Below are 17,960 nucleotides of genomic sequence, written 5' to 3'. Positions count from 1 at the left end.
CGGGCTTGATCCAACGGAGGTAAAACACGCCTCCGACAATTCACCGATTACTCGCCGAATCCCGAACTCGTGCGGGAGGGATTGTCACGCCAGTGTTACCCGAAAACCGGGTTTTTTGAACCACGCCCAAAAAACCGCCTTTCTGCGGCGTGACGGTGCGACACGGATGTCAGCGCGAGCCCCCCACCAGCGCCTCACGTTGCGCCAGCCAGGACGCCGACAACTTGCCGCGTAGCAACTGGCTGATGCCCACCGCGCCTCAGGTCGATGCTTTCGATCAGATCGTGGGCTGTATATATCAGAATCGCATTGACCACGGCGTCCAGTTGCTCTGGAATAAGGACACGCCAGTCAAGGCAGCATCTGCGAGATGGTGCGGGCGCTGTGGAGCAAGGCCGGCAGCAGGATGTCTTGTGCCGTTCTGACATTGGTTCGGTTGGCTTGCCCGCTGATGTTGATTGCGGCGATCGTCCTCCCTGCGTGATTAGTGATGGGCGCGGCCAATGAAATCAGGCCTTCTTCCAGTTCCTGATTCACCAAGGACCAGCCCTGCTTTCGCACCTGGCGGATCTCGGCCAGCAAGGCGTCGAGTCGGGTTACCGTGTGCCGGGTCAATGGTCGCGGATTGGACGCTTCCAGGCGTTTCACAAGTTCATCGTCTGGCAAATCTGCCAACAAGACGCGACCCAAGGACGTGCAATAAGCTGGCAGACGTGAGCCAACGCCCAGGGTGTTGCGCATGATCTTGTGCGTCGGAACGCGCAGCACATACACAATGTCGATGCCGTCCAGCACAGCTGCCGAGCACGACTCCTTGACTTGTTCAACAAGTTCTTCCATCACTGGCTCGGCCAGGTTCCAGATCGGCATCGAGGACAGGTAGGCAAAGCCAAGATCAAGAATGCGCGGAGTCAGGCGAAACAGCCTGCCATCAATTTCCACATAGCCGAGGTTTTGCAGGGTCAGCAGGATGCGGCGTGCACCGGCGCGGGTCAGTCCGCTGCGGGCAGCCACCTCGGTCAAGGTTTGCCGCGGCGCTTGCGCACTGAACGAACGTATGACTTCCAGTCCGCGTGCGAAGGACTGTACGTAACTGTCGCCTGGTTGGGGCTGGGGCTGGCTGGCTGGGTTAAGCATGGTGTTAGCAAAATGGTATAGTATACATTATACGAACTATTGTTCTTTATGCGAACATTTCGACGGACCGATTGCCAGTTTTTGGGAATCAGAAAAAATATTTGAGGAGACGATAAATGATCAACAAAATAGCGGCCTCGGTGGCTGACGCGCTGGTCAACATCCAGAACGGTGCCACCGTGATGATCGGAGGTTTCGGCACCGCCGGCATACCCACCGAACTCATCGATGGCCTTATCGCGCAGGGCGCCAAAGACCTCACTGTGGTGAACAACAACGCCGGCAATGGTGACACCGGACTAGCTGCATTGCTCAAGGCCGGGCGAGTACGTAAGATCATCTGCAGTTTTCCGCGTCAGACCGACAGTCAAGTGTTCGACGGGCTTTATCGCAGTGGAAAACTTGAGTTGGAGCTGGTGCCTCAGGGCAATCTGGCCGAACGCATCCGAGCGGCTGGCGCGGGCATCGGCGCGTTCTTCACACCCACTGGTTTTGGCACCGAGTTGGCCACGGGCAAGGAATGCCGCGAAATTAATGGCAGGAATTACGTGCTGGAACACCCCATTTATGGCGATGTCGCGTTGATCAAGGCCGAGCGTGGTGACCGCTGGGGCAACCTGATGTACCGCATGGCCGCGCGCAATTTCGGTCCGGTCATGGCCACCGCCTGCAAAAAAACGGTAGCCACCGTTCACGAGATTTCGGAACTGGGTGAGATCAACCCCGAGCACATCGTCACGCCCGGCATCTTTGTCCACCAGATCGTCAAGATCGAGCGGCAGGCGACACAGGCCGGTGGTTTCAGGAAGGATGCATGACATGACTTATCAGAAACGAACCAAAGACCAGCTGGCGGCGCGTGTGGCGCAGGACATTTACGAGGGCGCGGTTGTCAACCTCGGCATCGGCATGCCCACGCTGGTGGCCAATCACATCCCGGCCAGCCGCGAGGTGCTGCTGCACAGTGAGAACGGCATCTTGGGGCTAGGCCCGGCGCCGGCCGCTGGCCAAGAAGACTATGACCTGATCAACGCCGGCAAACAGCCGGTGACGCTGCTCAAGGGTGGCTCCTTCTTCCACCACGCCGACAGCTTTGCCATGATGCGCGGCGGCCATCTGGACATTTGCGTGCTGGGTGCCTTCCAAGTCTCAGCGATGGGCGACCTGGCCAACTGGCACACGGGCGAAAAAGATGCGATTCCCGCCGTCGGCGGTGCAATGGATCTGGCGGTCGGTGCCAAGCAAACCTGGGTGATGATGGACCTGCTCACCAAAAAGGGAGAGAGCAAGGTTGTTCCGCGCTGTACTTATCCCCTCACCGGAATTGGTTGTGTTAAACGCATTTACTCTGACTTGGCGACGCTGGAGTGCACGCCGCACGGGTTGAAACTAATTGACAAAGTGGACGGACTGGCACACTCCGAGCTGGAAAAGCTGGTGGGCCTGCCAATCCGAAACTGAACTAACTGAAAAATAAGAGAAGGACTAAATCATGAACCAGGCTTTCATTTGCGATGCGATTCGCACCCCTTTCGGCCGCTACGGCGGCGCCTTGAGCAGCGTGCGAACCGACGACCTCGGCGCCATCCCGCTCAGGGCTCTGATGGCACGCAACCCCAGCGTGGACTGGCAAGCCGTTACCGATGTCATTTTTGGCTGTGCCAACCAGGCCGGTGAAGACAACCGCAACGTCGCCCACATGGCATCCCTGCTGGCCGGTCTGCCGTTTCAGGTGCCCGGTGCCACGATCAACCGCCTGTGTGGCTCAGGTCTGGATGCGGTGGGCACCGCAGCCCGTGCCATCAAGGCCGGTGAAGCCACACTGATGATCGCCGGTGGGGTCGAAAGCATGAGCCGCGCGCCTTTCGTCATGCCCAAAGCCGAAAGTGCCTTCAGCCGCGCCCCGGTAGTTTATGACTCCACCATTGGCTGGCGCTTCGTCAACAGACTCATGAAAGCCCAGTACGGCATCGATTCCATGCCGGAAACCGCGGAGAACGTGGCCACTGAATTCAAGATCGAGCGTGAAGCACAAGACCGAATGGCGCTGGCCAGTCAAATGAAAGCTGTCGCGGCCCAAAAGGCTGGCCACCTAGCGCGTGAAATCACGGCCGTCACGATCCCTCAGAAAAAGGGCGACGCGCTCATCGTGGACAAGGACGAGCATCCGCGTGAAACCAGCCTGGAGGTGCTGGCCAAACTCAAACCGATCGTGCGCCCGGACGGTACCGTCACCGCCGGCAACGCCAGTGGCGTCAACGATGGTGCCTGCGCGCTGCTGCTAGCTGACGAGACCACCGCTGCCAAAAACGGCCTGACCCCCAGAGCCCGAGTTGTTGGCATGGCCAGCGCTGGCGTGGCGCCGCGCATCATGGGTATCGGCCCGGCGCCGGCCACACAGAAGGTGCTGGCCCTGACCGGCCTGACGCTCGATCAACTGGACGTGATTGAGCTCAACGAAGCCTTTGCCGCCCAAGGGTTGGCGGTGCTTCGTTTGCTGGGTCTCAAAGACGATGACGAGCGCGTTAACGCGTGGGGCGGCGCCATTGCGCTGGGGCATCCACTCGGTGCATCCGGCGCGCGGCTGGCCACGACGGCCATCAACCGCCTGCACGCCACCGGCGGCCGCTATGCCTTGTGCACCATGTGCATCGGCGTGGGGCAGGGCATCGCCGTCATTCTGGAACGGGTGTGAAGATGAGCAAGCAAGAAGTTACTTTGGTTACTGGCGCCAGTGCCGGCATCGGCCGGGCGATCGCTGAAGCCCTGCTGGTCGCGGGCCGGCAGGTGGTGAATATCGATTACGCAGCCCCTGCCTGGTCGCACCCGAAACTGGTGTCATTCCAGACCGATTTGACGCGCGAAGACCAGACCCGCGCGCTGGCGCAGCAGGTCACTGCGCAGTACGACGTGACGGCATTGGTCAACAACGCCGGCGCCACCCGTCCCGGTAGCATCGACACGGCCACGGTGGCCGACCTCGACTATGTGGTGGCCCTGCATTTCCGGGCCAACCTGCTGCTCACGCAGGCGGCTTTGCCGGCGCTGCGTGCTTGTGGTCGTGGCCGCATTGTCAACATCGCTTCGCGTGCGGCACTGGGCAAGCAAGAGCGGGTGGTTTATTCGGCCACCAAGGCCGGCCTGATCGGCATGACGCGCACGCTGGCGATGGAACTGGGGTGCCACGGTATCACGGTAAATGCCGTGGCACCCGGGCCGATCGCCACCGAGCTGTTCCGTAACAGCAACCCGGACGGTGCGCCGCAAACACAGCGGATCCTTGACAGCATCGCGGTCAAGCGCATTGGCACGCCGGAAGACGTGGCGCGTGCCGCGCTGTTTTTCCTGTCACCGGACAACGGTTTTGTCACGGGGCAGGTCCTCTATGTCTGTGGCGGCACCACGCTGGGTGTCGCACCGATTTGATTTTTCTGCCCGTTGGGGCTTTTTTGCCCTTTGGGGCTTTTTTAAGGACGACACCATGTCTCAAATAACCAGTCTCCACAGTGCATCTCGTCGACGGTTCAGCCTCGGCACGCTGGCTGCCGCCGCAGCGCTCGGCTCAACTCTACTGGCCACCGGGCCCGTCTCCGCCCAGGTGTCATTCCCGAACAAGCCCATCACCATCATCGTTCCCTTTTCACCCGGTGGCACAACCGACATTCTGGCGCGCATCGTTGGTCAGGCACTGAACGCTGAACTCGGTCAGTCAGTGATTATCGATAACCGTGCCGGAGCAGGCGGCAACATCGGTGGCCAACTGGCAGCCAGGGCTCCGGCCGACGGCTACACTTTATTCATGGGCACGGTCGGCACGCACGCCATCAACGCCAGTCTGTATAAGAAAATGCCGTTCGACCCGATCAAGGATTTCGCGCCACTGACCCGCGTGGCGAATGTGCCCAATCTTTTGGTAACCAACCCGACTAAACCGTACAAGAATGTGGCCGAGCTGATCGCTTATGCCAAGGCCAATCCGGGTAAGGTCAACTTCGGTTCAGCGGGTAACGGCTCCTCCATCCATCTGTCGGGCGAGTTGTTCAAAACCATGGCCAATGTGGAAATAACACATGTTCCCTACAAGGGCAGCGCGCCAGCCGTGACCGACTTACTGGGCGGTCAAATCGACATCATGTTCGACAACCTGCCATCCTCCATTCAGCATGTGCGCTCGGGAAAGCTGCGTCCCCTCGCAGTGACTACGGCCAAACGCTCGCCCGAACTGCCTAACGTACCCACCATCGCGGAGGCCGGTCTGCCTGGTTATGAAGCCACGTCGTGGTTCGGCCTCTTCGCGCCCGCCGGCACCCCCCCGGCAGTGATAAGCAAGCTCAATACCGCAATTGTCAAGGTGCTCGGCCAGGCCGCCACCAGGAAGAGAATCGACGAGCAGGGCGCCGAGGTTTACAGTGAAACGCCCGAGCAGTTCGCCGCTTTTATCCAGAAGGAAGTCGTCAAGTGGGGCAAGGTGGTGCGTGACTCCGGCGCCAGTCTGGACTGAGACCGCTGACGGGCTGAGGCTGTCGAGTGTGGTTGAGGTTGAGGTTGAGGTTGAGGTTGAATTCGCCAGTGCGTCAGTTCCCAATTTCGCCACACAAGTCCGGGGCCCACAAACTCGCGGTGCTTCTTATTCCATTTCTACTTCATTAGTGCAATAAAGTTTTGATCACCAGGTCAGCGACGCCACTCCTTTTCGGCCAGAGCCCGTTATTGTGACAATGCCGGATTGTCGGATATCTTTACTGCGACACAAGCGCTCTGTTCATGACCGACGCGTCCTCTTGTGGTCCACTATGCCGATTGCTTCGAGGACGTCATTGTGAGACAGGAATTTCCGGCTCAAACCGCGAACGCTGACGCGTTGAATGTGTCGCAGCCGGCGCTGCGTCTCCCATCGACCGTGCGTCGGCGCACACTCTGGGGCGCGCTGGTATTGCTGGTGGCGGCCTTGCTTGCCATGCTGATCTGGCTGGCTGGCATCTATGAGACGAGCCAGGTGCAGGCCCGCGTCGAGCGCGATGCGGCCGAGGCCGTGGGTGACATCCGGGCCGCCTTCACGCGCAACGTACAGGGTTTGCAGGTCCTTCAATACGCTGACCCGACGCCCAACTCCTGGGTGATTGATGCGGGCAGTTTCCTGAGTGAACACCGCGAAATCCTGCGCCTCGAATGGCGTGACAGCGCGCTGCGATTGCAGGCGCATGTGGACACCCCATTTCGCGCGCCCGCGTTTGATCGTCAGGGGCGCAGCGAAGTCCAGTCGGAGGTCGCCGTGGCCTGCGCCAACGCCCGCCGCTTCAGCGGACCGGCCTATGCCAGCAGCTATTTCGTGCCCATGGCCGATGGCCTGGGCCAGGAAGTCATGGAGTTCTGCCTGCCTTTGCAAAACGGCTCTAAGTTGACGGGTTATCTGATCGCCTCCTACGCCTTGCGTGACGTGCTTGAGCGTTCGCTGACGCGTCCGGTGACGCGAAACTATCAAATATCCTTCACGGAGGGCGACGGTACCCGGCTCGCCGTATTTGGCTCGAGCCGGCGCGGCAGCCGCATCTTCACGGCGCGCCAGTTGATGGATTTGCCGGGAACGACGCTGGTGCTGCGCATGGACAGCTGGCGCGCTGCCCCGGACCTGTTTCCCAACGTGCTGACGGCGCTGGTGACCTTGGTGTCGATTGCCCTGGTCTCTGTGCTGGGCTTGCTGGGCGAGGATATGCGTCGGCGCTTCAAGGCGGAGCACGATCTGGCCGACGTGCTGGCGTTTCGCAAGGCAATGGAGGACTCGCTGGTGACGGGTTTGCGCGCACGCGATCTGCAGGGTCGCACCACTTATGTCAATCCGGCCTTCTGCCAAATGGTTGGATTTTCGACTGAGGAGTTGCTGGAACACAGTGCATCGGCTCCATACTGGCCGCCGGAATTTGGTGAGGAATACCGCCATCGCGAGCTTGTCCGCCACGCAGGCAACGTGCCGCCGCGTGAAGGCTACGAGTCGGTCTTCATGCGCAAGGATGGTTCACGCTTTCCGGTCCTAATCTTCGAGGCACCGTTGATCAATGCGCAGGGTGTCCAGACCGGATGGATGAGCGCACTACTCGATGTCAGCGAGCAGCGGCGCCTGGAGGAGTTGTCACGCGCCGGGCTGGAACGCCTGCAGGCCACCGCGCGCCTGGCGACCGTGGGGGAGATGGCTTCCCTGCTGAGTCACGAGCTGAATCAACCCCTGGCCGTCATTTCCGGTTATGCCGCCGGCTCGCTTAATCTGCTGCGCGCGGATCCGCAGGGGGCCGGAGAAATCGGGACCGAGCTGAGCCTGGCCGTACAGCGCATTGCCGAGCAGGCGGAGCGCGCCGGCAAAGTCATCAAGAGCGTGCATGACTTTGTGCGGCGCCGCGATCATGTGCGTGAAGTGGTGGCGCCGCAGGCTTTGCTCGATGACATCCTGCCGCTGGTTCACCTGCAGGCGCGCCAGTTGTCGGTGCGAGTGCAGACCGAGGTGGAACCGGGAACGCCGTTCGCGCTGTGCGACCGGACCATGGTGGAGCAGGTCTTGCTGAACCTGGCGCGCAACGGGATGCAGGCCATGGACACGCCTCAAATCATGGAGCGCAGCCTGCTGATCCGCGTGCGCGGGCTCAAAGCCAATGGCACCAGCAAGAGGTGGGTTGAATTCTCGGTGGCCGACCTTGGCGCGGGCATCGCGCCCGAAGTGCAGCAGCAGTTGTTCAAGCCATTCTTCACCACCAAGGCCGAGGGCATGGGTCTGGGCCTGAGCCTTTGCCGCACGGTTGTGGAGCAACACGGCGACGCGCTGGAGTTCTCGGCCAATCTGCCGCACGGCACCGTTTTCACTTTCACTTTGCCGGCAGCCGACGTGGCATAACATCGCACCATGGAACCCGTGATCGATGCCCGTATCTTTATCGTGGACGATGATGCGAGCGTGCGCGAAGCGTTGGCATGGCTGTTGCGCTCACGGCGGTTGTACAGCGAAGTTTTCGACAGCGCCGAAGCGTTTCAACAGCAGTTCGAAGGCGCGCAGGGGCCGGCACCGGACCAAGCCTGCTGCCTGTTGCTCGATGTGCGCATGCCGGGCATGAGCGGGCTGGCGCTGTTTAACTGGCTGATTGAGCGCCAGTTGCACCAGGCCATCCCGGTCATATTTCTGACCGGTCACGGCGACGTGCCAACGGCGGTGGATGCGGTCAAACGTGGCGCTTTCGATTTCTGCGAAAAGCCGTTTTCCGGCAATGCATTGGTGGACCGCGTGGAGCAGGCGCTGGCGCAATCAGCGTTATTGCTACAGGCGCGTCGCCAGGCGGCCCGGGTGCGTGCGCTCCAGGCCGATATGACCGAGCGCGAACGCGACGTGATGCGCCTGGTGGTGGACGGCCTGCCAAACAAACTGATTGCCGACCGGCTCGACGTCAGTATCCGGACCGTCGAGGTGCATCGCTCACGGGTCTTCGACAAAATGAAAGTCAAGTCAGCAGTCGAACTTGCCAATCTGCTGCGCGGTGGACCGGAATGAACCCTCTGCTACGTTGCTATCGAAATAGTGGAATCATGTGCGGCAAATCGCAACATTTCTTACATAAATGCTGGGGAACGGTTTCTTGAGAGAAGAATCGTTTCCGCATATTGCCGCCAGCGACCCGCTGCTGCGAAAATAGCGCCATGAACTTCCAGAGAATATTCATTCCTGCCGCAGGCGTTGCGGCGGTCGTGTTAGCTTACCGGTCTTACGGCTGGGCTGGCATGGCTGCGGCTACCGCAGGTTTGGTGATGTGGATGCTGCTGCACTTCAGCCTCATGATGCAAATACTCAAGCGCGCCGCCAACCGGCCGATCGGGCATGTCGACAGCGCCGTTATGCTCAACACAAAACTTAAACCGGGCATGACGCTGCTACATGTGGTGGCCATGACGCAGGCGATAGGCGAGCTCCAGTCGAAGAAGAACACTCAACCCGAAGTATTTCGCTGGACCGACAGCTCGCAGTCGCAGGTGACCTGCACTTTTGCGGATGGCAAACTGGTGCGCCACGAATTATGGCGGCCGTCACCTTGACCCGCTCCGGTACTAAAGAATATCTGGCCATTTTCTGGTTGCGGTAGGGACGGAGGTTGGTTTTGTCGCAACAGTGGTGTTCGGCCGAAAGAAGTTGCGTCGGGCGTTAATGGAATGGACGCCAGAGTTGAAGCGCGGACTAGGTGTTTCCCCTTGCGTAGTTTCCACAAGCAAGGCACCTCTATGGTTCCCTAGAATTAGCACATGATCCGCAAAGGCCAGCTCATCATGGAAGGCTGCAACGAGATGTCTTTTGGCGACCAATTTTATGCGCTGGCAGGGAAAATCCGTCAATCCTGCGGGTCTGACATTTGCCACTACCAATATCACTTGCATCAGTGGCTAACGCAGCACAACCAATTTTTTTAGAGGAGACAGACAATGAATATAAAGAGTCAAAAAGACTTTTACTCAGGCCTCATGTTCATGGGAGTCGGTATCGCCTTCGCGTGGGGCGCAACCACCTACAACATCGGTTCGGGTGACCGCATGGGACCTGGCTATTTCCCGCTGATGCTGGGCATCCTGATGGCCCTTGTCGGGGCGGTGATCACTTTTAAGGCGCTGGTGATCGAAACGCCGGACGGCGACAAGATCGGCAAGTGGGCCTGGCGGCCGCTATTCTACATCATTGCCGCCAATGTCGTGTTCGGCCTTTTGCTGGCCGGTCTGCGCAGTATCAATCTGCCCGCCTTCGGCTTGATTGTTGCAATTTACGCATTGACTTTTATTGCCAGCATGGCCCAGGCCGACTGGAAGTTCAAGACGACCCTCATCCTGGCAACCGTTTTGGCGATTGGCAGTTATCTGGTTTTCGTGCTGGCGCTGAAGTTGCAGTTCCCGGTATGGCCTGAGTTCATTACCGGCTAAGGAAAACAAAATGGATTTGATTGCAAATTTATACTTGGGTTTTGGTGTGGCATTCACGCCCATCAACCTTTTATACGCGTTGGTTGGGTGTCTGCTGGGCACGCTGATCGGCGTGCTGCCCGGCATTGGCCCGGCGGCCACCATTGCCATGCTGCTGCCCGCCACCTATGCGCTGCCTCCGGTGTCGGCGCTGATCATGCTGGCAGGCATTTACTACGGCTCCCAGTATGGCGGTTCCACCACTGCCATCTTGGTGAATCTTCCGGGTGAGGCCTCATCCGTGGTCACCTGCATTGACGGTCACCAGATGGCAAAAAAAGGACGAGCGGGGCCGGCGCTGGCCGCTGCCGGCCTGGGCTCGTTTTTTGCGGGTTGCGTGGGGACCGTGATGATCGCCGCCTTCGCCCCAGCGCTGACCGAACTGGCCTTTAAGTTTGGTCCGGCCGAATATTTTGCCCTGATGACGCTGGGCCTGATCGGCGCCGTGGTGCTGGCATCGGGCTCCCTGCTCAAGGCGGTCGGCATGATTCTGCTCGGTCTGCTGCTGGGCTTGGTGGGCACCGACGTGAACTCTGGCGTGGCGCGCTTCAGCTTTGACGTAGCCGAGTTGACCGACGGCATTGGCTTTGTGGCCATTGCGATGGGTATTTTCGGTTACGGTGAAATCATCAGCAACCTGGCACAGCGCGAGCTCCAGCGCGAAGTGATTGCCGTGAAGGTCCAGGGCTTGTACCCGACCAAGCAGGACTTCAAGGACATGACGCCTGCCGTCTTGCGCGGCACGGCGCTGGGCTGTGTGCTGGGCATCCTGCCGGGTGGTGGTGCCTTGCTGTCTGCCTTTGCGGCCTACACTATCGAGAAAAAAGTCAGAGGCCGGCCCGGCGAAGTGCCTTTCGGCCAGGGCAATATCCGCGGCGTCGCAGGTCCCGAGGCGGCCAACAATGCCGGGGCACAAGCTTCCTTCATTCCGCTGCTGACGCTGGGAATTCCATCCAACGTCGTGATGGCGCTGATGGTAGGCGCCATGACGATTCACAACATTCAGCCCGGCCCGCAGGTCATGACCAGCAACCCGGAACTCTTCTGGGGCCTGATTGCCTCGATGTGGATTGGCAATGCGATGCTGGTGATCATGAACCTGCCGCTGATTGGTGTCTGGATCAAGCTGCTGACCGTGCCCTACCGTCTCCTGTTCCCAGCGATTGTGCTGTTCTGCGCGATTGGTGTTTATTCGACCAACAACAACACCTGGGACATCTGGATCGTGGGCATTTTTGGCGTGATCGGCTACATTTTCCACAAGCTGGGAGCTGAACCAGCGCCCTTGCTGCTGGGACTTATTCTGGGGCCGATGATGGAAGAAAACCTGCGCCGGGCGCTGCTGCTGTCACGCGGTGACTGGAGCGTGTTTGTGACGCGTCCGCTGTCAGCCAGCTTGCTGGCAGTCTGTGTGCTGCTGCTGGTGATCGTGCTGCTGCCCTCGATCAAGAAGAAGCGCGAAGAAGCGTTTGTGGAGGATTGAGCACCTATGCCTGAGATAACTTCCTCCCTGTTCTGGGTCGCCGTCCTCCAGATCATTGCCATCGACATCATGCTCGGTGGCGACAACGCTGTCGTCATCGCCTTGGCGTGTCGGAAATTGCCACCCGAGCAGCGAGGGAGGGGCATTTTCTGGGGCGTCGTGGGTGCCATCATCTTGCGCGTCGTGATGATTTACTTCGCCCTGCAACTGCTGGCCGTGCCTTACCTGAAAATTGTCGGTGCGTTGCTTCTGTTTTGGATCGGCATTAAGCTTATGCTGCCGGAGCACGATGATGAACATGGCAACATCGACGGCGGCACCACCCTGATGGCGGCCATCAAGACCATCATCGTGGCCGACGCCGTCATGAGCCTGGACAACGTCATTGCGGTGGCGGGCGCCTCGCATGGTTCGATGGTGCTGGTGACGTTCGGCATTCTGGTGTCCATCCCCATCGTGGTCTGGGGCAGCAAGCTGGTCCTGACCCTGATGGACCGCTTCCCACTCGTGATCACGTTGGGCGCGGCATTGCTGGGTTGGATCGGGGGCGGCATGCTGCTGTCGGACCCGGCAACGCCCAGAATGTTATCTGCAACCGTGCCATATGCGAGTTATGTCTTTGCAGCGGCGGGTGCGGCCCTGGTGATAAGCGTGGGCAAATGGCTGTCGATCCGCCGAGGGCCACGCACCGCCATCGAAGTGTTAGCCCCAACCACTGACCATAACCTCTGAGGAGCACTGCAATGAACACTAACTGGCTGATCGCCATCGACGGATCGACACCGTCCCTCAACGCTGTTGACTATGTCATTGTTGAGGCCGCCAGCCGTGCGGCTAAGCCTCAAGTGTTCCTGATTAATGTCCAGGCAGCGCTGTCATCAAACATTACCCGCTTTATAGATGGAAAGACGCTGGAGGAGTTCCACCGCGAAGCGGGCGAGGCGGCTCTGGAAGTAGCCAAAGAAAAGCTTGCAGCAGCCGGTCTGCCTCATTCGGCCCACATCCTGATCGGAGAGGCGGCGCCCACCATCGTCGAGTTTGCGAAAGACAAGGGCTGCAGCCTGATCATCATGGGGGCGCATGGCTTTGGGAGCGTGACCGGACTTTTCATGGGATCGGTCACAAACAAGGTCATCCACCTCACCCGTCTTCCAGTCCTGCTGATTAAGTAGTGCTTGAATCAAAAATATTCAGCGGATTTTTTATTGAAGGTTTATAGGCCATGTATAAGCATCTTTTTGTGCCCATTGACGGATCTGAGCTTTCCCACCATGCCATGGATGGCAGTATTGAGCTCGCCCTGCAATTGGGTGCCCGCATTACCGGGTTTGTTGTCGAACCTGATGTTCCCATTACAGCGGCCACCTCGCTTACCAAGCCTTTGATGGACCGTATAAAGGACAACGAGTCAAAGAACGAGGCCCATGCGTCTGCATTGCTGGGGCAGTTTGAAAAGCGCGCCCGGGCTAAAGGGGTGGAATTCACAGCCCATCATGTGACCGCCTATATGGTGGACAAGGCGATCGTGGAGGAGGCAGAAAAATCAGGCTGCGACATGATTGTCATAGTGACGCACGGACGCAGCCGAGTAGGGAAATTGGTATTTGGCTCGCACACCAAGAACGTCATCATTGAAAGCAAGCTGCCTGTGCTTGTATTGCGCTGATGATCTTTGGTCCAATCCTCGAGTGACTGAAAATTGCACCAGCGTCAAGGAATGGACACTTCCATGGAGAGCGTCTCGGCAGTGAAGGCCGGCAGTAAGAGCTCGTTTGTGGGCAGCGACATCGCCAGGACCGGCAGACCCAAAAACTGACCACCGCCGAACCGAAGCAGCTGCCAGGTAACCAGAGATATCCCTTGTTGAAAAAAATACTCACCCCCACAGACGACTCTGACCTTGCTCGCCAAACCGCCCAGTGGACAGTCACCTATGCGAAGGAGTGCGGCGCACAGATCAGCGTGTTTTTTGTGATGCCGCAATGCGCCAGTGACGATGACGGTGATAGCGGATTGATCCATCCCATGCTGCCAGATAACTATGCGTCGACAGTGAAAAAGAGGGCAAGGCGTCACCTCGGCAAGATTGAAAGGAAATGCGCCGAGGCCGGTGTGGCCTGTAGCGCGATTGACGCCGCTATCGAACTCGCCTGCACCAGTGATGAGCCGCATGAGGCCATCATCAGGGAGGCGTCGGGATCAACTGCCCCTGAGTCGTCACATTGGTGGCCCGATTAGAGACGCAAGTCAAAGTAATCGCCATGAGCATCCTTGTCATTGCCGAACACGATAACGCATCGATCAAGGGCGCCACGCTCCATACAGTGATGGCTGCCGCTCAGATCGTTATGTTCACTGACGCTCAGGTGCACCTCGTGGTCATGGGCCATCAGGCCGAGCAGGCAGCCCAGGAGGGAGCCCACATCGCAGGTGTTGCCCAAGTGATCCATATCGATGGTGCTGAGTTCGCCCACGACGAGGCTGGACACTCGGCTGCGCAGATCCGGGCGATCGCCCCGAACTGTGGCCACATTCTCTTTGCCGCCACAGCCTGGGGCAGACTCATTGCGTCGCGCCTCGCCGTCCAGTTGGGCGTGACGCTGATCAACGATATCGTCAGCATTGAATCAGCCGACACGTTCCAGCACGCGATTCATGAGGGCCTTGAGACGGCTACGGTGCAAAGCACAGATGCGATCAAGGTCCTGACGGTGCGCACGACCCCTTTTGAGGCCGTACCAGCCACAGGCGGCTTTGCCACTGTGGAAATCGTGGCGGCGGCAGCGCCAGGCAGGCAGCCCACGATGGTCGGCAGCGAGATCGCCAAAAACGACCGACCCACGCACACCGCGGCCAGGGGGGAGGCGTGCGCTCCCGCTGCAGACGACGTTCCGGTCCTCGATGGCTACGGGCATCTGTGGGGCGATTTAGCATCTGGCGAGCTTGGGGCACGCCAGTTTGATCGTGGTGATCCACAAAGGTACCGAGGGCTGGGTCTGCGTAGTAGCTCGACAAGGTCTCGAAGTGAGCCTGTTCGTGACCGAGCTCGTGGCGGCGCGCTAGATTTCGTCAACCCCGGCGTGTGAAGGAGCAACTCCATGGCCTTACTTCGTCAGTGCCTTCAGGAAGTCCGAGCCCGGCACGGCGACCGTGATAATCACCTCCAAAATGGCATCTCGCAGACTGAATGGTCGGGCAAAAGCGATTCATCGGCCGGCCCGCCTTCACCTTTCCAGGTTGAGTCATTCATTAACAAAGTCGATGCACTTGCACAATGTTCCGCACCCTTCTCAAATCCAAGATCCACCGCGCGGCAGTAACCCACTGCGAGCTGCACTACGAGGGTTCGTGCGCGATCGACGAAGACCTGCCCGATGCGGCCAACCTCGTCCAGAACGAGCAGATCCACATCTGGAACATCAACAACGGCGAGCGCATTGTCACCTACGCGATTCGCGGCGAGCGCGGCTCGGGCATGATCTAGGTCAACGGCTCGGCCGCACGGCGCGCCTCGGACGGCGACCGGCGCTGTCGCCTTGACAGTCAAGTCGGCCACTCGACTCCAGCTAAAACGCACCTGGGCGTCGACCGCAAGAATCACTTCGGGCAATTGAACTTCACCGATGTTGTGATCCAAAGCAGCCCGTAGTTTCGTGACTTCCGGGTCTTCATCCTCAGCCGGCAGAGCAGATAGGTGGAGTTCATCGTCGACGCGCAGTGCGCCACTGCGAGCCGCCGCGGCCACAGCATCGACACCGGCGCTGACCCGGTTCTGTTGCGATAAGCATAAACGACAATCCGTGCCATGCTTGATTTCCGCCAAAGTCTGATCAACAGCACCCTGCGTAAGGTCCTCAAACGGCTGCACTATCCGCTTGAGGTGATGCTCACCTGCGTGCGTTGGTATGTGGCTTACCCGCTGAGCCTGCGCAACATTGAGGAGATGATGCAGGAGCGGGGCGTTTTCGTGGATCACGTCACAGTTCATCGTTGGGCGATCAAGGTGCTGCCGGTTCTGGCCGCTGTGTTGCGTCGGCGCAAGCGACCCGTTGGGCGAAGCTGGAGGATGGACGAGACTTACATCAAGGTTTCAGGCCAGTGGAAATACCTTTACCGCGCCGTCGATCGGGATGACGACACGGTGGATTTTCTGCTCACTGCCAAGCGTGATTTGGCCGCAGCGCGGCGGTTTCTGGAGCGGGCGATCAACCTGCATGACGTGCCAGAGAAGATCACCATAGACAAGAGCGGCTCCAACACGGCGGCCATTGAAAGCGTCAAGGCCGACGCCTGTGTTGATATCCTGATGCGCCAAAACAAGTACCTTAACAACATCGTTGAACAAGACCACCGGGCCATCAAGCGCATCACCCGACCGATGATGGGTTTCAAATCATTTTGGAGCGCCAGGATCATCATCGCGGGAATTGAGACCATGCACATGATCCGCAAGGGACAGTTGGATTGTCCCAGTGGCCAACCCGCGTCTGCAGCCAACCAGTTCTACAGTCTGGCCGCTTGATCATCGGTTCAAACGAGCCGCTGTTTTCGTCCCGAACCCACTACCGCAACAGAACCGCGTTTTCTACCTGTTGCCAATGTCCCACTTGTGGCTATTGAGTACATGGCCCGTCGTATGGGCGCGGAGTCTGGATCAAACCTGTTTTTTCCTGACCGAACGCTGTATCGACATCGCCAGGCCATCCTCAAACGTCTTGAAGTGGTTTCGTGGGGCACTGAGGCACGCGCACTGGCACAAGCCACAATGCAAAGGACGGCCCAAGCGCGTACCGACCCCGCTGACATTATTAATTCGGCGATCGATGCACTCATTCGGCATGGCTTCGAACTACCGGCACTCGCCACATTGCGGCGCCTGGCCGGTACCGCGCACAGCAAAATTAACGCCGCCCAATGGACCGAAGTGTGTGGTCGCCTCAGTCCGGCGCAACAAGCTGTATTAGAAACACTGTTGGTCGTTGATTCGCAAACTCAGAAATCACCCTTTGCCAATTTGTGCGCGCCACCAGGGCGTGCCTCACGAAAGAATCTCAATGCGTTGATTGATCGCTACCAGTGGCTTCAAGGGCTTCCAAATCCAGCCACGGCGCTGCAGTTGATCGCCGATGCAAAAATATTGCAATGGACCAATGAAGCCAGACGGCTCAACGCACTTGAGTTGCGGGAGTACATCACCCCACGGCGCCACACGCTGCTGATGGCGGTGATTCACGATGCGCGCGGCCAAGTGCTCGACGAACTGACGCAAATGCTGCTCCGACTCACCCGTAAAGTCGAGTGGAAAAGTGAGCAGCGTCTGACTGAGTGGTATCAGAACCGGCGCATAAAAACCGATGCCCTGATCCGCGCATTCCATGATTCGCTGCTCGTGCACGGGTTGGAAGCTGACCCAGTGCAAAAGGTGGCACGAGTGGAAACGGTGTTTGCGGCACAGGGGGGCCACGAGGCACTTGTGCAAAGCTGCGAAGAACACTTACGCCATGAGAAGCAGAATTGGCGTCCCTTTGCCCGCGCCGTGTTTGTTCCGCTACGAAGCGCTTTAATACGCTTGGTGGAGATATTGCCGTTGCAAGGCACGACTGCTGCAGACGGACTGCTACGTCTTGCCGAGTCACTGACAAGTGAACCATCGCACAGTGACCACTTGACCATGGATGGCGCGGCTCCCAATACCTTGCCGCGCGAATGGCATGACCTGGTGCACGATCATGCAAGTGACAAGCTGGCGTTTGTCAATCGAAGAAAAGATGCAACCCCGGCAGATTTGGCTCTCCAGAGGCGAAGTGCAGATCCGGAAGGTCCCTCGTTTGCGGAATTACTTCAACATCGATTGCATTAAAGTTGCAACCATCGAGGAATTTGAAGTAAAGTTGCGACTTCAGTGCACACAAGCCTCATGCCGTGTTCGAACCTGTTTCGCTCCCCTTGCACCGTTTGCCCAAGCAAACGCTTCATCATGTTTGGGCGCCCAAACTCAGGCGCCCAGTCCTGTTGACCAGCCAGGGACAGTTGCACCTGTGGGCCATGCTGGAGGCCAATCCGTCAGTGACTCGCTACTGCGAGCGACCCTCCTGGCCGACTGAGTGTGGCCCACGCCCTGCACTGGACTTCTGGGTGCTGCGTGACAACCAGCCGGTATGGCTCGCATCAGAAGAATTGGCGTGCGCGCTGCCAGTCCAGGATCCATGCCAACAGCAAGAGATCGCCGTGCAGTCCGGGCGTGGTTCAAACCTGGGTAACACTTTAACCGCGTTTCAACGCAGGTGGTTCGCCCAGCCAGGGGGCCTGTCTGCCAGTTCCCTGATACTTGCCACCCTTCATTTCCAGCAGCATCTCGGCATGA

At 58.9% G+C, this 17,960-nt stretch carries 17 protein-coding genes and 3 pseudogenes; 18 read left to right on the top strand and 2 right to left on the bottom strand.

Going from position 1 to position 17,960, the window contains the following annotated elements:
- Positions 1-351 precede the first annotated feature (351 nt).
- Positions 352-1,137 carry an IclR family transcriptional regulator C-terminal domain-containing protein gene (locus tag PHF15_RS15655; protein ID WP_300122577.1) on the bottom strand — a complete coding sequence of 262 codons (786 nt, stop codon included), beginning with the start codon at positions 1,135-1,137 and terminating at the stop codon, positions 352-354.
- 116 nt (positions 1,138-1,253) lie between these two features.
- On the opposite strand from PHF15_RS15655, the gene PHF15_RS15650 reads away from it, so the two are divergent.
- The 16 genes and pseudogenes from PHF15_RS15650 to PHF15_RS15575 form a co-directional block, all read left to right on the top strand.
- Positions 1,254-1,955, top strand: coding sequence for a 3-oxoacid CoA-transferase subunit A (locus tag PHF15_RS15650; RefSeq protein WP_300122574.1), 702 nt, complete (start codon positions 1,254-1,256; stop codon positions 1,953-1,955).
- A gap of 1 nt (position 1,956) precedes the next feature.
- On the top strand, positions 1,957-2,598 hold the full coding sequence (locus tag PHF15_RS15645; RefSeq protein WP_300122572.1) for a 3-oxoacid CoA-transferase subunit B: 642 nt from the start codon (positions 1,957-1,959) through the stop codon (positions 2,596-2,598).
- 31 nt (positions 2,599-2,629) lie between these two features.
- Positions 2,630-3,832 (top strand): 3-oxoadipyl-CoA thiolase, encoded by a 1,203-nt coding sequence (gene pcaF / locus PHF15_RS15640; RefSeq protein WP_300122569.1) that lies wholly within the window; start codon positions 2,630-2,632, stop codon positions 3,830-3,832.
- 2 nt (positions 3,833-3,834) lie between these two features.
- The gene (locus PHF15_RS15635; RefSeq protein WP_300122567.1) at positions 3,835-4,563 is read left to right on the top strand and encodes an SDR family oxidoreductase; all 729 of its coding nucleotides are present in this window, start codon (positions 3,835-3,837) and stop codon (positions 4,561-4,563) included.
- 64 nt (positions 4,564-4,627) lie between these two features.
- Positions 4,628-5,638 (top strand): tripartite tricarboxylate transporter substrate binding protein, encoded by a 1,011-nt coding sequence (locus PHF15_RS15630; RefSeq protein WP_300122581.1) that lies wholly within the window; start codon positions 4,628-4,630, stop codon positions 5,636-5,638.
- A 366-nt stretch (positions 5,639-6,004) separates the two neighbouring features.
- Positions 6,005-8,017 (top strand): ATP-binding protein, encoded by a 2,013-nt coding sequence (locus PHF15_RS15625; RefSeq protein ID WP_300122579.1) that lies wholly within the window; start codon positions 6,005-6,007, stop codon positions 8,015-8,017.
- A 9-nt stretch (positions 8,018-8,026) separates the two neighbouring features.
- Complete coding sequence (locus tag PHF15_RS15620) at positions 8,027-8,665, top strand: response regulator (RefSeq protein ID WP_300122565.1); 639 nt, start codon at positions 8,027-8,029, stop codon at positions 8,663-8,665.
- 227 nt (positions 8,666-8,892) lie between these two features.
- Complete coding sequence (locus PHF15_RS15615) at positions 8,893-9,204, top strand: glycerate kinase (protein ID WP_366520623.1); 312 nt, start codon at positions 8,893-8,895, stop codon at positions 9,202-9,204.
- A gap of 381 nt (positions 9,205-9,585) precedes the next feature.
- The gene (locus PHF15_RS15610) at positions 9,586-10,074 is read left to right on the top strand and encodes a tripartite tricarboxylate transporter TctB family protein (protein WP_300122562.1); all 489 of its coding nucleotides are present in this window, start codon (positions 9,586-9,588) and stop codon (positions 10,072-10,074) included.
- A 10-nt stretch (positions 10,075-10,084) separates the two neighbouring features.
- Positions 10,085-11,596: a tripartite tricarboxylate transporter permease gene (locus PHF15_RS15605; RefSeq protein ID WP_300122561.1), complete on the top strand. Its 1,512-nt coding sequence runs from the start codon at positions 10,085-10,087 to the stop codon at positions 11,594-11,596.
- Between the two features lie 6 nt (positions 11,597-11,602).
- Positions 11,603-12,328: a TerC family protein gene (locus PHF15_RS15600; RefSeq protein WP_300122559.1), complete on the top strand. Its 726-nt coding sequence runs from the start codon at positions 11,603-11,605 to the stop codon at positions 12,326-12,328.
- Positions 12,329-12,339: 11 nt separating this feature from the next.
- Positions 12,340-12,768, top strand: coding sequence for a universal stress protein (locus PHF15_RS15595; RefSeq protein ID WP_300122556.1), 429 nt, complete (start codon positions 12,340-12,342; stop codon positions 12,766-12,768).
- 50 nt (positions 12,769-12,818) lie between these two features.
- Positions 12,819-13,262, top strand: a complete 444-nt coding sequence (locus tag PHF15_RS15590) for a universal stress protein (RefSeq protein WP_300122554.1) — start codon at positions 12,819-12,821, stop codon at positions 13,260-13,262.
- 194 nt (positions 13,263-13,456) lie between these two features.
- Positions 13,457-13,834: a universal stress protein gene (locus PHF15_RS17050; RefSeq protein WP_366520622.1), complete on the top strand. Its 378-nt coding sequence runs from the start codon at positions 13,457-13,459 to the stop codon at positions 13,832-13,834.
- A 23-nt stretch (positions 13,835-13,857) separates the two neighbouring features.
- Entirely contained in the window at positions 13,858-14,682 is an 825-nt protein-coding gene (locus PHF15_RS15580) for a hypothetical protein (protein ID WP_300122551.1), read from the top strand.
- Between the two features lie 188 nt (positions 14,683-14,870).
- Positions 14,871-15,077: pseudogene (locus PHF15_RS15575) on the top strand (aspartate 1-decarboxylase); the annotation flags it as partial.
- A gap of 81 nt (positions 15,078-15,158) precedes the next feature.
- Here PHF15_RS15575 and PHF15_RS15570 read toward each other — a convergent pair.
- Positions 15,159-15,365: pseudogene (locus PHF15_RS15570) on the bottom strand (hypothetical protein); the annotation flags it as partial.
- Between the two features lie 36 nt (positions 15,366-15,401).
- Between PHF15_RS15570 and PHF15_RS15565 the strand changes: the two are divergent.
- Together PHF15_RS15565 and PHF15_RS15560 are read left to right on the top strand one after the other, a co-directional pair.
- On the top strand, positions 15,402-16,118 hold the full coding sequence (locus PHF15_RS15565) for an IS6 family transposase (RefSeq protein ID WP_300122548.1): 717 nt from the start codon (positions 15,402-15,404) through the stop codon (positions 16,116-16,118).
- A 69-nt stretch (positions 16,119-16,187) separates the two neighbouring features.
- Positions 16,188-17,456, top strand: a pseudogene (locus PHF15_RS15560) (DUF4158 domain-containing protein); the annotation flags it as partial.
- Between the last annotated feature and the right edge of the window lie 504 nt (positions 17,457-17,960).

The organism is Rhodoferax sp., assembly GCF_028689295.1.
Lineage (GTDB): Bacteria > Pseudomonadota > Gammaproteobacteria > Burkholderiales > Burkholderiaceae_C > Rhodoferax.
The sequence above is the reverse complement of the archived record's forward strand: the minus strand, read 5'-3'. Positions and strand labels throughout refer to the sequence as shown.

Bases quoted from the DNA above. Each gene is read 5' to 3' on its own strand.
- PHF15_RS15655 (WP_300122577.1), bottom strand. From the start codon at position 1,137: ATGCTTAACCCAGCCAGCCAGCCCCAGCCCCAACCAGGCGACAGTTAC.
- PHF15_RS15650 (WP_300122574.1), top strand. From the start codon at position 1,254: ATGATCAACAAAATAGCGGCCTCGGTGGCTGACGCGCTGGTCAACATC.
- PHF15_RS15645 (WP_300122572.1), top strand. From the start codon at position 1,957: ATGACTTATCAGAAACGAACCAAAGACCAGCTGGCGGCGCGTGTGGCG.
- pcaF (WP_300122569.1), top strand. From the start codon at position 2,630: ATGAACCAGGCTTTCATTTGCGATGCGATTCGCACCCCTTTCGGCCGC.
- PHF15_RS15635 (WP_300122567.1), top strand. From the start codon at position 3,835: ATGAGCAAGCAAGAAGTTACTTTGGTTACTGGCGCCAGTGCCGGCATC.
- PHF15_RS15620 (WP_300122565.1), top strand. From the start codon at position 8,027: ATGGAACCCGTGATCGATGCCCGTATCTTTATCGTGGACGATGATGCG.
- PHF15_RS15615 (WP_366520623.1), top strand. From the start codon at position 8,893: ATGGCTGCGGCTACCGCAGGTTTGGTGATGTGGATGCTGCTGCACTTC.
- PHF15_RS15610 (WP_300122562.1), top strand. From the start codon at position 9,586: ATGAATATAAAGAGTCAAAAAGACTTTTACTCAGGCCTCATGTTCATG.
- PHF15_RS15605 (WP_300122561.1), top strand. From the start codon at position 10,085: ATGGATTTGATTGCAAATTTATACTTGGGTTTTGGTGTGGCATTCACG.
- PHF15_RS15600 (WP_300122559.1), top strand. From the start codon at position 11,603: ATGCCTGAGATAACTTCCTCCCTGTTCTGGGTCGCCGTCCTCCAGATC.
- PHF15_RS15595 (WP_300122556.1), top strand. From the start codon at position 12,340: ATGAACACTAACTGGCTGATCGCCATCGACGGATCGACACCGTCCCTC.
- PHF15_RS15590 (WP_300122554.1), top strand. From the start codon at position 12,819: ATGTATAAGCATCTTTTTGTGCCCATTGACGGATCTGAGCTTTCCCAC.
- PHF15_RS15580 (WP_300122551.1), top strand. From the start codon at position 13,858: ATGAGCATCCTTGTCATTGCCGAACACGATAACGCATCGATCAAGGGC.
- PHF15_RS15565 (WP_300122548.1), top strand. From the start codon at position 15,402: ATGCTTGATTTCCGCCAAAGTCTGATCAACAGCACCCTGCGTAAGGTC.